General features: G+C 54.2%; 13 protein-coding genes and 2 tRNA genes. 5 read left to right on the top strand and 10 right to left on the bottom strand.

The features are described from left to right. The first annotated feature begins 55 nt into the window (after positions 1–55). The 3 genes from NQ230_RS15515 (at position 56) to NQ230_RS15505 (ending at position 1,407) form a co-directional block, all read left to right on the top strand. Positions 56–143, top strand: a tRNA-Ser gene (locus NQ230_RS15515). A gap of 289 nt (positions 144–432) precedes the next feature. Further along, positions 433–690: a YjhX family toxin gene (locus tag NQ230_RS15510; RefSeq protein WP_021240841.1), complete on the top strand. Its 258-nt coding sequence runs from the start codon at positions 433–435 to the stop codon at positions 688–690. Positions 691–699: 9 nt separating this feature from the next. Then, positions 700–1,407, top strand: coding sequence for an SAM-dependent methyltransferase (locus tag NQ230_RS15505; protein WP_219324125.1), 708 nt, complete (start codon positions 700–702; stop codon positions 1,405–1,407). A 98-nt stretch (positions 1,408–1,505) separates the two neighbouring features. Here NQ230_RS15505 and NQ230_RS15500 read toward each other — a convergent pair whose 3' ends face one another. From NQ230_RS15500 to NQ230_RS15470, 7 genes are all read right to left on the bottom strand, one after another. Beyond that, the gene (locus NQ230_RS15500; protein WP_063439613.1) at positions 1,506–2,342 is read right to left on the bottom strand and encodes an alpha/beta fold hydrolase; all 837 of its coding nucleotides are present in this window, start codon (positions 2,340–2,342) and stop codon (positions 1,506–1,508) included. A gap of 178 nt (positions 2,343–2,520) precedes the next feature. Continuing rightward, positions 2,521–3,549: a diguanylate cyclase domain-containing protein gene (locus NQ230_RS15495; protein ID WP_213821819.1), complete on the bottom strand. Its 1,029-nt coding sequence runs from the start codon at positions 3,547–3,549 to the stop codon at positions 2,521–2,523. Positions 3,550–3,706: 157 nt separating this feature from the next. After that, complete coding sequence (locus NQ230_RS15490) at positions 3,707–3,925, bottom strand: acyl carrier protein (RefSeq protein WP_008499867.1); 219 nt, start codon at positions 3,923–3,925, stop codon at positions 3,707–3,709. A 17-nt stretch (positions 3,926–3,942) separates the two neighbouring features. Continuing rightward, on the bottom strand, positions 3,943–5,376 hold the full coding sequence (locus NQ230_RS15485; RefSeq protein WP_213821811.1) for an AMP-binding protein: 1,434 nt from the start codon (positions 5,374–5,376) through the stop codon (positions 3,943–3,945). Beyond that, complete coding sequence (locus tag NQ230_RS15480; RefSeq protein WP_257261349.1) at positions 5,373–6,491, bottom strand: MBOAT family O-acyltransferase; 1,119 nt, start codon at positions 6,489–6,491, stop codon at positions 5,373–5,375. Before NQ230_RS15480 ends, NQ230_RS15485 begins: the two co-directional genes overlap by 4 nt. 9 nt (positions 6,492–6,500) lie before the next feature. Continuing rightward, positions 6,501–6,623 (bottom strand): hypothetical protein, encoded by a 123-nt coding sequence (locus NQ230_RS15475; protein ID WP_023335174.1) that lies wholly within the window; start codon positions 6,621–6,623, stop codon positions 6,501–6,503. Next, positions 6,620–7,756 carry a D-alanyl-lipoteichoic acid biosynthesis protein DltD gene (locus NQ230_RS15470; RefSeq protein WP_257261348.1) on the bottom strand — a complete coding sequence of 379 codons (1,137 nt, stop codon included), beginning with the start codon at positions 7,754–7,756 and terminating at the stop codon, positions 6,620–6,622. The genes NQ230_RS15475 and NQ230_RS15470 overlap by 4 nt, the downstream gene beginning before the upstream one ends. Positions 7,757–8,033: 277 nt before the next feature. Between NQ230_RS15470 and NQ230_RS15465 the strand changes: the two genes are divergently transcribed. Both NQ230_RS15465 and NQ230_RS15460 read left to right on the top strand, forming a co-directional pair. Next, positions 8,034–8,121, top strand: a tRNA-Ser gene (locus tag NQ230_RS15465). A 434-nt stretch (positions 8,122–8,555) separates the two neighbouring features. Continuing rightward, complete coding sequence (locus NQ230_RS15460) at positions 8,556–9,461, top strand: LysR substrate-binding domain-containing protein (RefSeq protein ID WP_121425781.1); 906 nt, start codon at positions 8,556–8,558, stop codon at positions 9,459–9,461. A 47-nt stretch (positions 9,462–9,508) separates the two neighbouring features. Here NQ230_RS15460 and cobO read toward each other — a convergent pair whose 3' ends face one another. The 3 genes from cobO to glsA form a co-directional block, all read right to left on the bottom strand. After that, entirely contained in the window at positions 9,509–10,111 is a 603-nt protein-coding gene (cobO, locus tag NQ230_RS15455; protein WP_159513800.1) for a cob(I)yrinic acid a,c-diamide adenosyltransferase, read from the bottom strand. 9 nt (positions 10,112–10,120) lie between these two features. Beyond that, a complete protein-coding gene (locus NQ230_RS15450) occupies positions 10,121–11,773 on the bottom strand; it encodes a class I fumarate hydratase (protein ID WP_257258120.1) in 1,653 nt (550 codons plus the stop codon). 82 nt (positions 11,774–11,855) lie between these two features. Then, positions 11,856–12,857: a glutaminase A gene (gene glsA / locus NQ230_RS15445; RefSeq protein ID WP_257258119.1), complete on the bottom strand. Its 1,002-nt coding sequence runs from the start codon at positions 12,855–12,857 to the stop codon at positions 11,856–11,858. Positions 12,858–12,888: the final 31 nt, after the last annotated feature.

Below are 12,888 nucleotides of genomic sequence, written 5' to 3'. Positions count from 1 at the left end.
GAGTGCAGCCACTCTTTACAGCACGCGGTGAGGTGTTTATAGTTCGCCTCACTTAGGAAGCGTGGCCGAGCGGTTGAAGGCACCGGTCTTGAAAACCGGCGACCCGAAAGGGTTCTAGAGTTCGAATCTCTACGCTTCCGCCAAACATAAACCCCAGGTTACTCGTTAACCTGGGGTTTTCTTTTGGATTGACCGATCCGCCTCACACTTTTAAAACTCCGCTATTCCCCTGTAAAAATCAGACGTTATCATTCAGCCCGTAAATACCTTTTCATCTCTCACCGAGGCTTTGATGCTGGAGAATGTTTTCATCAGATAATCAGTTTCCCGCCCTTTTCAGGACGGACTGGTTATCGCTGCGCTTAAACCTTACGCACGCACCTGCGGGTGTGGGCTTGTTTTTACGCATGATGATTACACAGGTTTTCCAGTATGAATTTATCCCGTCAGGAACAACGTACCTTACATGTTCTCGCCAAAGGTGGACGTATTGTGCACGTCCGCGACAGTTCTGGCCGCGTCACGTCCGTTGAGTGTTACACCCGTGAAGGGCTGGTGCTGAGCGACTGCACGCTCAGCGTCTTTAAAAAACTCCGCACCAAAAAGCTGATCCGATCCGTGAACGGGCAGCCTTACCGCATCAACACCACCGGGCTGAACAACGTTCGCGCCCAGCTGGATAATCGCTAAGGAGAAGTGATGAATACACCTTACACAGATAGCTACGACCGCACTTTTTTGCTCGATACCATGATGGGCCCAAACGCCATGCGGCTTACCGAAGAGCTGGTTGCTCAATTGCAGATTGATCCAGGGATGCGCATTCTCGATCTCGGCTGCGGGAAAGGGATCTCTTCTATCCTGCTCGCCGAGAAATATGACGCCACGGTTTTTGCCGCCGATCTGTGGATTACGCCGAGCGAAAACGCAGCGCGTTTCAGCGAACGGGGTCTGGACGGAAAAATTTTTCCGCTAGGGGTTGATGCCACGAAAGCGATCCCGTTCGCGCATGATTACTTCGACCTGATCGTGAGCGTGGATGCGTATCAATACTTTGGCAACAATGACGCCATGCTGGGCACGCTGCTACCTTTCCTGAAACCCGGAGGACATATTGCGGTTGCCGTTCCCGGGTTTATCGGTGAATACAGCGAAACGCATCTTCCGGAGGTGGTTAAGCCTTTCTGGACGCCAGAGTGGTATTTCTATCCGCTCTCCTGGTGGAAAGCGCTGTGGGAAAAAGAGCCCGGTTCGGTTCTGACCACCGTGCGGGAGATGGATACCTGCCAGCAGGCGTGGGATGAGTTTATGCAATGCGAGATCGCCCAGGAGATGATGGTGCCCATTATGGATGCGGGCGCCGGGGCTTATTTCAACATGATCCAACTGGTAGCGCAGAAGCGCTAAAAGGTCATAAACAACGCCACCCTCGGGTGGCGTTCATACATTGAATTGTGCAAATGAAGGCCGGGTAAGCGCAGCGCCACCCGGCAAGAAACGCGGCGTTATGAGCGGATAAAGGCCAGAATGTCCGCGTTGATGGTGTCCGCATGGGTGGTATGCATTCCGTGCGGGAAGCCCGGATAAATTTTCAGTACGCTGTTCGCCAGCAGCTTGTCCTGCAGCAGGGCAGCGTTTTTATACGGCACGACCTGATCGTCGTCGCCCTGCAACACCAGAACGGGAACCGTGATGGTTTTCAAATCTTCCGTCTGGTCGGTCTCTGAAAACGCCTTAATCCCCTCGTAGTGGGCCTTAGCGCTGCCGATCATTCCCTGACGCCACCAGTTCTGGATCGTGCCCTGTGAAACGTCCGCGCCCTCCCGATTAAAGCCGTAGAAAGGACCGCTGGCGACATCGAGGTAAAACTGGGCGCGGTTAGCCGCCAGCGCTTTGCGGAAGCCGTCGAAAACCTCAATAGGCGTTCCGCCTGGGTTAGCGTCCGTTTTGACCATCAGCGGCGGCACGGCGCTGACGAGCACCGCTTTGGCGACGCGACCCTGCGGCTGTCCATACCGGGCAACATAGCGGGCGACCTGGCCGCCACCGGTGGAGTGACCGACGTGCACGGCATTGCGCAGATCCAGGCTTTCGACTACGGCTGAGGCATCCGACGCATAATGATCCATGTCGTGGCCTTCGCTCACCTGGTCCGAACGTCCATGACCACGGCGATCGATAGCGATAACGCGATAGCCTTCCGCGAGGAAGAAGAGCATCTGGTTATCCCAGTCATCGGCACTCAGCGGCCAGCCGTGGTGGAAAACAATGGGTTGAGCCTCTTTTGGGCCCCAGTCTTTGTAGTAAATATTGACGCCGTCTTTCGTTGTTACGAATGCCATACCGCAGACTCCTCTGTTAAAGGCAAAACGATCCCCGGCTGAGCGCACAGCGAATCAGTAATGCCTTAATTAAGTTGGCTTTTTTCTTTTTACCGTACCGACAGTACTCCTAAAGTGTAGGAGAAATAGTAAAAGCGGTTGGTTTCATTGCTGTTAAAGGCATCCATTGCCAGCCCTATCATCGTTCTCCTGGCGTAACCCGCTTGCGGGTATACATCGCCTTGTCTGCGCTATTGAGCAACGTATCGGCATCACCTGCGTCATGAGGAAAGCGGGCAATACCAATACTGCCGGAGATGGTAATCACCTGCTCGTTAATCAAAAAAGACTGTGCCAGCGCGGCGCTGACCTTTTCCGCCGTTTGGGTGGGTAAGGGATCATTGGTCGTTAAATCGGGGAGCAGGGCGACAAACTCATCGCCGCCGAGGCGGGCCACCGTGTCACCTTCGCGCAGTACGCTTTGCAGACGAAATGCCACCAGCCGCAGCAGCTCGTCGCCGACGGCATGACCATGGAGATCGTTCACCGGTTTAAACCGGTCGAGGTCGATAAACAGCAGCGCCACTTCTTTATCGTGGGCGATGGCCTGGGCGATCGCCAGCTCAAGACGGTTAACCAGTAATCTTCGGTTCGGTAACCCCGTCAGGGCATCAAAGTTAGCATGCAGCCACGCGATGTGTTCACGCTGTTTGCGATCGGTAATATCGCGAATAAATGCCGAAAATATCTGCTTACCCGCTTGCTGGTGGGGCCATATCGAGAGCTCAATAGGGAACTCGCCTTTGGTGCGATGCAGCGCAGCGATCTCGATAGTGCGGTTGAGAATATTCGACGGTTGCCCGGCCTTGAAGCGCATCAGGCCGCGTGCGTGCTGCTCGCGAAACGCTTCCGGTACGATCATCTTGCCAAGGCTGTTGCCTGTCGCTTCTTCCGCTGACCAGCCGAACATTCGCTCTGCCGCCTGGTTCCAGTTCACAACGTTACCGGCATGATCGATGGTAATCACCGCATCCTGCGCGGTTTCAACCAGCTGACGATGATACTCTTCACTCTCTTCCAGCGCCTGCTTCATCGACTCTATCTGGCTGATGCTCTCCTGCAGCTCGCGGTGCATTTCCGCCAGCGAAAGGGAGAAGAAGCGGATCCGCTCTTCAACGGACATATTTTTCATTTCTGAATAGAGATCGCTGGCGGTACGTGGCGACATACTGAATTCCTGACAAAAGAGTTAGGTACCTATCAATTATGGCGCTTTAGATAACTTTTTGTATCGGGAGTGTGACTGGGCAGCGGTAGGGGGCTTGAAGGTATTCTGGACAGCAGCAATAAAACAGGCTCTGGAGCATGCCCCCAGAGCCTTCCGGTTAGCGGTTTTCTTCAATATAGCGGGCCAGGTCCGCCGGGGTTTTCAGCACCGTCGCCACATCAGTTGGCGGGATCATACAGCCGTAAACGTCCTGCACTTCCAGCACCATATCGACTGCGAGGATGGAGTCGAGAATGTCGGATTCAATCAGTTCATCGTGAAAGCCCACCTTACGGGATAACACTTTTTCGAACAGGGCGAGAATTTCTTGTTCCATAATTTTTCCTGGAGTCATTAATTTGTGCGGGCGTAAGCGTCCAGCAGCTTGCGGTCAATTTTGCCGTTAGGATTCAGCGGCAAAGCGTCTTTTACGATAATTTGTGAAGGCACCATATAGTGCGGAACCACCTTCGACAGCGACGTTTTGATGGTATCCGGCGCCATATCCGTCACGCAGAACGCGGCAATGCGCAGCACGCTGCCGCAGGATTTCATCAGCGGCAGAACCACCGCTTCGTTGATGCCGGACATGGCCAGCAGGCGGTTTTCAATCTCATTGATTTCAATACGGTAACCGTTCAGTTTGACCTGGCTATCGTTGCGGCCCTGGCAATAGATAAGCCCCGCTTCGTAGCCCAGATCGCCGGTCCGGTAGCCGCGAAACGCTTCATTTTCCCGGCGGAGTAATTTTTCCGCGTTCTCCTGCGGCAGGCCGAGGTAGCCGCGCATGACGTTTTTACCCCAGATAATCAGCTCGCCGTCGGCGGAAATTTCCATTTTGCTCTCAGGCATCATGACCCCCACCGGCAGCACGGCGCTGTCGCTGTTCAGGATCTCATCCGTGATTTCAACCACGGTCGTCGCGATGGTCGCTTCCGTTGGACCATAGGAGTTGATGATTTTGGCCTGCGGGAAACGGCGGCGGAGCTGTTTAACCAGCGCCTTATTTAACACTTCACCAATGAAGATAAAGACGCTCAGCGCAGGCAAATACTCGCTGTTGAACTGCGGGGAAAGCAGCTGCTGGTACGCAAAAGAGGGGGTGGAAACCCAGGCGGAGACCGCGTTGCTTTTCAGTCGCTCCAGCCAGTTCTCTTTCTGAATATCCTCTTTGGCGTTTAGCACGATGTGTCCGCCCATCGCCAGATTCGCCAGCAAAGGGATCAGGGAGAGGTCAAAACTGAATACCGCGTGGTTCATCAGGACCGGTTTTTCCGGCAGTGAAAAGTGCTGGCTGACCCATTTCATGAAGTGCCATACGCTTTCGCGCCCAATCTGCACGCCTTTAGGTTTACCGGTGCTGCCCGAGGTAAACATGATGTAGGCCAGATCCTGCTCCTCCAGCACCTTGCCCGGTTCACCGGTGGCGATAAACTGCCGGGTCGCGACGTCGTAATAGTAAGGGGCATTGGCCAGATGGCAGATCTCCCGCAGGCGCTCCTGCGGGTAGATGCAGTCCACCGGGATGTACGGAATGTTGTGCAGCAGGCAGCTATAAATCGCCACGGCGAACTCGGCCTGCTGGTGTCCGTACAGGACAACCGGCGTACCGGCAGCAGGCTGGCAACGCTGATAGCGCTGTGCCCAGTCCGTCACGGCAGCAGAAAGCTGTAGCCAGCTTAAGGCTTCGTCGCTGCCGCTGATGGCCAGTTGCTGCGGAGAGGCGGGATCGCATAATGCCGCACGTAAGAAATCCTGCAGTTCCTGAAGATCGGAGTGATTTTTCATAGAGGTGACATTCCACTAAAGATGTAAAGGGATCCCGCGGCGCTTCCCAGCGTCAGAATTCGCCCTAAAAACGCAACGGCCGGATACTGCAAACCGCGTTGCAATGCCGGGCTGCGTTTGGCTGACCACAGCAGCATGTTATGGGTGACGGAAATCGCGCCAAACAGCGCGCCGCTGATAACGTAATGGCGCTCCAGGCCATTCCATGCCCCCATGCAGAACAGGGTGCAAAAAATACCGATATTTTGCGCCAGCGTTTTGTTCTGACGGAAAAAGTTGAACTTCATCAGGTTCATATAAACGGGCATAAAGACCACATCGCGCAGCCATTCAGACAAACTGATGTGGAAGCGGCGCCAGAAATCCTGCGGGTTCTTTGCCAGAAGCGGCATGTTGAAGTTTGCCGGAATGTTGAGCCCAAACAGGCGGCCTGCGCCGATGGCCATATTGCTGTAGCCCGCAAAATCAAAGTACAGGTAGGTGCTATAGGCAATCGACATCACCACGCCCACGGTCAGCGTAAACGGCTTATGGCTCCAGGGCTGCACGACAAGCGAATCGACCAGCATGGCAAACAGGAACTTCTGGACAATGCCGGTAATGATTTGCTCTAACGCGACTAAAAACTGTTCACGGTTAAGGGCAAATACGGGCTTGCTGACATCGCTCATCCATGTCCGCCAGCGGTACATGGGGCCGGCCAGGATGATAAAGGGCATAAACAGATAGCAGAAATAGTGCAGGAAATTCTGACCTTCTTTTTTACTGCGATAGAGCAGCACGTCCACCGCGCGGAACGTCATAAAAGAGAGGCCAATCATGCCCCAGTGGTTATTTAAATGCAGCTTCACTAAAAATAAGGGCAGCAACGTTAAAATGATTGCCTGCCAGGTTTTTAACCAGCCTTTTTCTTTAAAGGTCGCGAGCACATAAAAGGTGATAAATACGGCCGCCGGGACAATATAATCCCCCTGAAATATATAGCCCCAGCCGACTGCCGTCAGTACCGACAGCGCCGACAGCCAGGTCAGGCGATGGCGTAATACGCGATTGACCAGCGCAAACGCCAGGGCGGAGGAAAACAAATAAACAAAAAACATGCCTGAGCTATACATCATTCGGCCTCAGAACTTTTGATATTCAAAATGCAGCTGCATACTCATGCTGTCATCGACAGAGGTCCACGCGACGATGGTGATCGCCAGCAGGAGATAAAGGAAAAAAAGACGGATCGCGATTTTCATCATTTAAAACTCTGTGCAATAAAGCGAATCATAGGAACCCAGGCCAGTTCGGAAGGGTGCAAACGATCCCAGTTCCAGCCATTCTGATAAGGCATGGCGTACATATCTAAATAAGGGATCTGGTTCTTTTCCAGAATGGTTTTAATTTGCTTATCAACCGGGCGGAAGGTATCGGTATTGTAAAGCGCCCAGGGGTTAACCGGGTCGACGATAGCAATCACCTGCACGTGACGTTCTTTCAGCAGCTGAACGGTTTTACTGAACGCGGCGATTTGCGCAGGCACGACCGGCGTGTCATCCCACTGCTGTGGCTTACCGTCCTCTTCGTAAATCGTTTTGTCCATCCACAGCGTGGCCGCGCTCTGCTGGCGTTTTTTATTTAACTCGCGCGCGTTCGCCAGCTCTTTATCCCAGTCTGGGGCGATGTGGGTGGTTGGCTGCTGCGGCCACGGCTGTACCGTCCGGGGCGTGACGTTGAGCAGCGCCAGCCAGTCGTTTTTTATCAGGGTGCAGACGTTCGCAAACTGGAAGCTGAGCTCGTCCCATATCAGGTCGGGGTGCCAGCCAAAGACGCGCATTTGGCCAAAGGTTAAATGGCTTATGTCTTTACTATCAATATGCTTTAAATAATTAACCAGCAGCGGGCGCGCCTGCGGATCCTTCATCAGCGGATTAAAAATAGAACCGGGGAAATTATCGGCATAGATAGCCGGTGGCAGACCTTTTGAGTAAAAGCTGTCAGGTGCCAGAAGCAAAACCACTTTACTGTTTGCGTTAAGGCTATTTTTAAAACGCGAGAACAGTAAAAATTGCGTTTCGTCATCGACAAACGCATCGCCATACGCCACGACGGGCGTGTGCAATTGCTTATTAAAGTAATTATATACAGCGTAATGTTCATCTTCTGAGGTGGCAACCTCAGACGCGCCAATGAAGAAAATAGCATTCCCTTCCAGGGCGTGGGAAATAGTCGCAATTTTTTCCGCTTGTTCTTTCGGCGTGCCGTCCATTGATTTAATCAGCGGCTGGAAGGTGAGGGGCGGATCGAAGCTCGTCACCAGCGGGTGAACGCACAGGAACAAAATGGCCAGGGTCGCCATCAGGATATGTAAGCAAAACGTATTTTTGATTTTCATCATCAACCAGTAACACTGCATGGCAGTAATTTCTAAAATCTGTGACTGCTCAGATTTATAACAATTACACAACAAATGACCGTTTATTTTTGTGGCATTCTATACCAGAGCGATTTAAAAGGATGAGCGTTGCTGTGTTACGGTATGTACAAGCGAGCAGAGACCGATGCGCCGTCAGCGTCTGGGTGATTTTTGCGCAGTCAAACGCCGGTGGGTAAAATTAGAAAAATTCCTGCTTTACAAGGCGCTAATAGATGTTTATAGTGCGCCTCACTTTGGAAGCGTGGCCGAGCGGTTGAAGGCACCGGTCTTGAAAACCGGCGACCCGAAAGGGTTCTAGAGTTCGAATCTCTACGCTTCCGCCAAATTCGAAACCCAGGTCGTTATGCGACCTGGGTTTTTTGTTTTGAGCCGGTTTCAGCATGCGTGCTGAAGAGGCGCTGGTGCGCCGGTTATCGAAAGGACGTACACAAAACCCCGCTCTATTTTTAGCACAACGTTTTGTTTTATATTTTTTAACGTCTTGTCCTGCACTATTCCTGTTTTTAATGCCCATACGGTTTTTCGTATAATAAGGCACTGCCGCCATTATGTAAGGCACAAATTGAACAGGTCTTAATAATTTTTCATGTTTCATTTCATTTTCAGCAAGTAGTTTGGCCTGACGCGCAAAACTGATTAAATCATGGTGTGGATCACTGCCGACGGAGCATAACTAAAATATAATGGCGGTATCGTTCTGAAGCAGGGTTTATTCGCTTCAAAAAATTACTGTTACCCACCATGAATGGAAGACATGATGAGAGGAAAAATCCCCAAGAGCGAGCTGCTGGTGACGTTCGAAGTTGTGGCGCGCCACGAAAGCTATACCCGCGCCGCAGAAGAGCTGGCGTTAACGCAGAGTGCAGTGTTCAGACAGGTGACGGCCCTGGAGGAGTTTTTACACACCTCATTATTTAATCATGCCAAAAAGCGGATTTTTCTGAATGCAGCGGGAAAGCATTATCTGAATATCGTCAAAGAGACGCTTAATAAGCTGGAACGCGATACAAATATGATAATGTCCTGGCAGCCTGCCGTTCAGGTTGTGGAGCTGGCGGTAAATCCCACCTTCAGTACGCATTGGCTGATCCCTAATTTATGGGAGTTTAATAAATTAAATCCTGATATTATTGTTAACATTCACTCGCTGGCCAATATCGGCGATTTTTTAAATCGTGAATACGATGCGGCTATTATGCGCGCCGATTTTTGTCCCCCGTGGTCGGAAGTCGATTATTTATTTGAAGAGGAGATCCTGCCGGTCTGCAGCCGAAGTTTGCTCCCCAGCGCGGAGCAGAAGCTGGGGGTGGAGGAGCTGCTAAGGGAGTTTCCGCTGTTACACCAAAGCACTCGCATCAATGGCTGGCAGGAGTGGTTTGCGCTGTCCGGTATCACCAGTCCGGACGTGAACCTTGGCCCGCGCTTTGACCTCCTCTCAATGCTGATTGCCGCAGTACGCTCGAATCTTGGCGTCGCGCTGCTTCCCCGCTTCGCCATCCAGCATGACCTGGACTGCGGCGAGATGGTTATCCCCTGTGATGTTCCTATCCGCACCGGCAACCGCTTCATCATGACGTGGCGAGAGGAAAAGGCTCAATCCCTGCCGTTACAAACCTTCCGCGAGTGGCTATTACAAAAATCAGTGGTCTCGCCGGTAGAGTAATAACACCGGATGGCGGCAGCGCGGCGCGCCATCCGGTACAGACACGCTTACCAGTCAACGCCCTCCTGCGCCTGAATACCGCTGTCAAATGCGTGTTTCACCGGACGCATTTCGCTGACCGTGTCGGCAAGCGCCAGTAACTGCGAGTGGCAGCCGCGCCCGGTGACGATCACGGTCTGCTGCACTGGACGGTTCTCAACCGCCGCGATCACCTCCTGAGTATCCAGATAGTGATAAGCCAGCATATAGGTGAGCTCATCCAGCACCACCAGGTCGTAACTCGGGTCAGCCAGCATGCGTTTGCTCTCCTGCCACACCGCCGTTGCGGCCTGGATATCCGTCTCCCGGTTTTGTGTCTCCCAGGTAAAGCCGGTGCCCATAATGTGAAACTCGACGCCGAGCGGATGCAGGGTGTTGTATTCGCCATTATCCCACTGGCCTTTAATAAACTGCGCGACGCCAACGGTTTTACCGTGGCCGACGGCACGCGTCGCCGTGCCGAAGGCGGCGGTGGACTTGCCTTTTCCGTTGCCGGTGAAGACGATCAGAATGCCTCTCTTCTCTGTTGCCGCCGCCACGCGGATATCAACCTGCTCTTTGCGCTTTTGCTGTCGTTGGCGGTGTTTGTCTGCGTTAGCTCGCGCTTCCATAGTCGCTCCTTAATGTCCGGCAGGGCAGGATGCGCAGCGATGCTGCTGCTCAAACTGGCTGAAGAAATTATTCCCTTTGTCGTCAACCAGCACAAAGGCGGGCAGATTTTCGACCTCCATCATCCACACCGCCTCCATGCCCAGTTCGGGATACTCAAGGCAGCGCAGGCTTTTCACATACTGCTGCGCCAGCAGGGCCGCCGCACCGCCGATGCTGCCGAGGTTGAAGCCGCCGTGCTTATGACAGGCATCGGTGACCTGCTGGCTGCGGTTACCTTTGGAAAGCATGATCAGGCTTCCGCCTGCGGCCTGGAAAGCATCGACGTAGCCGTCCATGCGCCCGCCGGTGGTTGGACCGAGGGAGCCGCATGCCTGATTCTCCGGCGTTTTCGCCGGACCGGCGTAATAGACGATATGGTTTTTCATGTACTCCGGCATCGGCTCACCGTTATCCAGCCGCGCTTTGATTTTTGCGTGGACAATATCGCGGGCGACCACGATCGGGCCGCTTAACGACAGCCGGGTGCCGATCGGCAGGGCGGACATATCGCGCAGGATCTCGCGCAGCGGGCGGTTCAGGTTGATCTGTACGGCTCGGGCGTCGTTTTCATCACGGCTGGCCTCGGGGATATATTTCCCTGGGTTATGCTCCAGCTTCTCCAGCCAGATGCCGTGCCTGTTGATTCTTGCTTTGATATTGCGGTCGGCGGAGCAGGAGAGCGCCATGGCGACAGGGCAGGAGCCGCCGTGACGCGGCAGGCGGATGACGCGAATATCGTGCGCGAAGTACTTGCCGCCGAACTGGGCGCCGATGCCGAATTCGCGGCTGGCGTTGAGCAGCGTGGCTTCCAGCGCCGTATCGCGGAACGCCTGGCCCAGCGCGTTCCCGCTGGTGGGCAGGTTGTCATAATATTTTGTGGAGGCCAGCTTCGCCACCTTCAGCGCCTGGTCGGCAGAGAGGCCGCCGACCACAAAGGCAATGTGGTACGGTGGACAGGCCGCGGTGCCGAGCGACTTCATCTTCTCGATCAGGAACGCGGTAAGTTTATCCGGCTGCAGAATGGATTTCGTTTCCTGGAACAGCGCGGCTTTGTTAGCCGATCCGCCGCCTTTATTGACAAACAGGAAGCGATATTCGCTCCCCGGCGTGGCGCTGATGTCTATCTGCGCCGGCAGGTTGGTTTGGGTATTGACCTCGGTATACATGTCCAGCGGTGCGTTTTGCGAATAGCGCAGGTTGCACTCGCTAAAGGTGGCGTAAATCCCCTTGCTCAGCGCTTCGGCGTCATCCCCGCCGGTCCAGACGTGCTGGCCTTTGCTCGCCACAACGGTGGCCGTGCCGGTATCCTGACAGTTTGGCAGGACGCCTTTTGCCGATACTTCGGCGTTGCGCAGCAGCTGCAGGGCGACATACCTGTCGTTACTGCTGGCCTGCGGGTCGTGCAGGATGCTGGCTATCTGCGTTAAATGTCCGGCGCGCAGGAAAAATGAGGCTTCATAAAAGGCCTGCTGGGCCAGCAGGGTCAAGGCCTCAGGCGCCACCTTAATGACCTCCTCGCCCTCTAGCTCCGTCACCGTAACGTGCTGTGTGCTGAGGAGTTCATATTCCGTCGTATCGTTACTCTGAACAAACAGGTCCTGCCAGACAAATGGTTTAGACATAGTACTTCTCACTTTGTGGTTGTTTTTACCGGGCGCTGGCGCAGCTGCCGCGCCCGGCTGACAAAATCACAGACTGTTAGGATCAATGGGCTAAAAAGAGGTTGGCCTGCGTCGCCCCGGCGACATACGCAATCGTCTGCTGGGCGCGAACGCTATTCCCGGCGGCATCCAGCGGCGGCGAGTAGACCGCGATGGCGTATTGCCCGGGCACGATGGCAACCATGCCGCCGCCGACGCCGCTCTTCGCCGGGATCCCAACGGTGTACAGCCATTTGCCGCTGCCGTCGTACAGTCCGGCAATCGCCATTTCCGCCAGAACCTGCGGCACGTAGCGTTCATTCAGCAGCTGCTTACCGTTGAAAGGCGATTTGCCCTTGTTCGCCAGCACCGCACCCATTTTGGCGAGCTGCTCAACGGTGATGTCTACGGAACACTGGCGGGTGTAGATTTCAACGGCTTCCCGGGTATCGCCATAAAAGCTGTTGTAGGACGCCATCAGCATCGCCAGCGCCTGGTTATGCTGATTGGTCTCCATTTCTGATTTGAACACCGGCTCGTTGACGGTCAGCGAGGCATCGGCCCACGCGTTCAGGTTACTGAGGATCGTGTTCCAGCGGTCGGTCTTATCTTTCGCCTCAATCAGGCTGACCGTGCTCATCGCCCCCGCGTTCACCAGCGGGTTTTCCGGCGCACCTTTGGTCAGCTCAATGGCTAAGCCGGAGTTGAAGGGCAGACCGGTCGCGCTGGCGCCGAGTTTATCCAGCACCTCCTGCGGACCGCGCTGTTCCATCGCCAGCGCCAGGGTGAAAACTTTGCTCAGCGACTCCATTGGAAACGCTTTTTTCACGTCGCCAGCCTGGTAAATGTTGCCGTCGACCGTGGCGAGGGTGATGGCGAAATTGTCGGGGCTATAGGTCGCCAGGGCAGGGATGTAGTCGGCGACCTTCCCCTCATGATTACCTTTGAATTTTTGGTGAGCCTGCTCAAGCAGCTGCGCGTAGTCCGGCGCGGGTTGCGCCAGCGCGGCGGCGCTAAACAACAGGCTCACGGATAAGAGGCTGACGCCGAAAATGTTTATCTTCATGGGGTTATCCTGTCATCGTAAGACGAAAGGC

It is taken from the genome of Enterobacter asburiae, assembly GCF_024599655.1.
Taxonomy (GTDB): Bacteria; Pseudomonadota; Gammaproteobacteria; order Enterobacterales; family Enterobacteriaceae; genus Enterobacter; species Enterobacter asburiae_D.
This window is presented reverse-complemented; position numbering and strand designations above follow the sequence as displayed.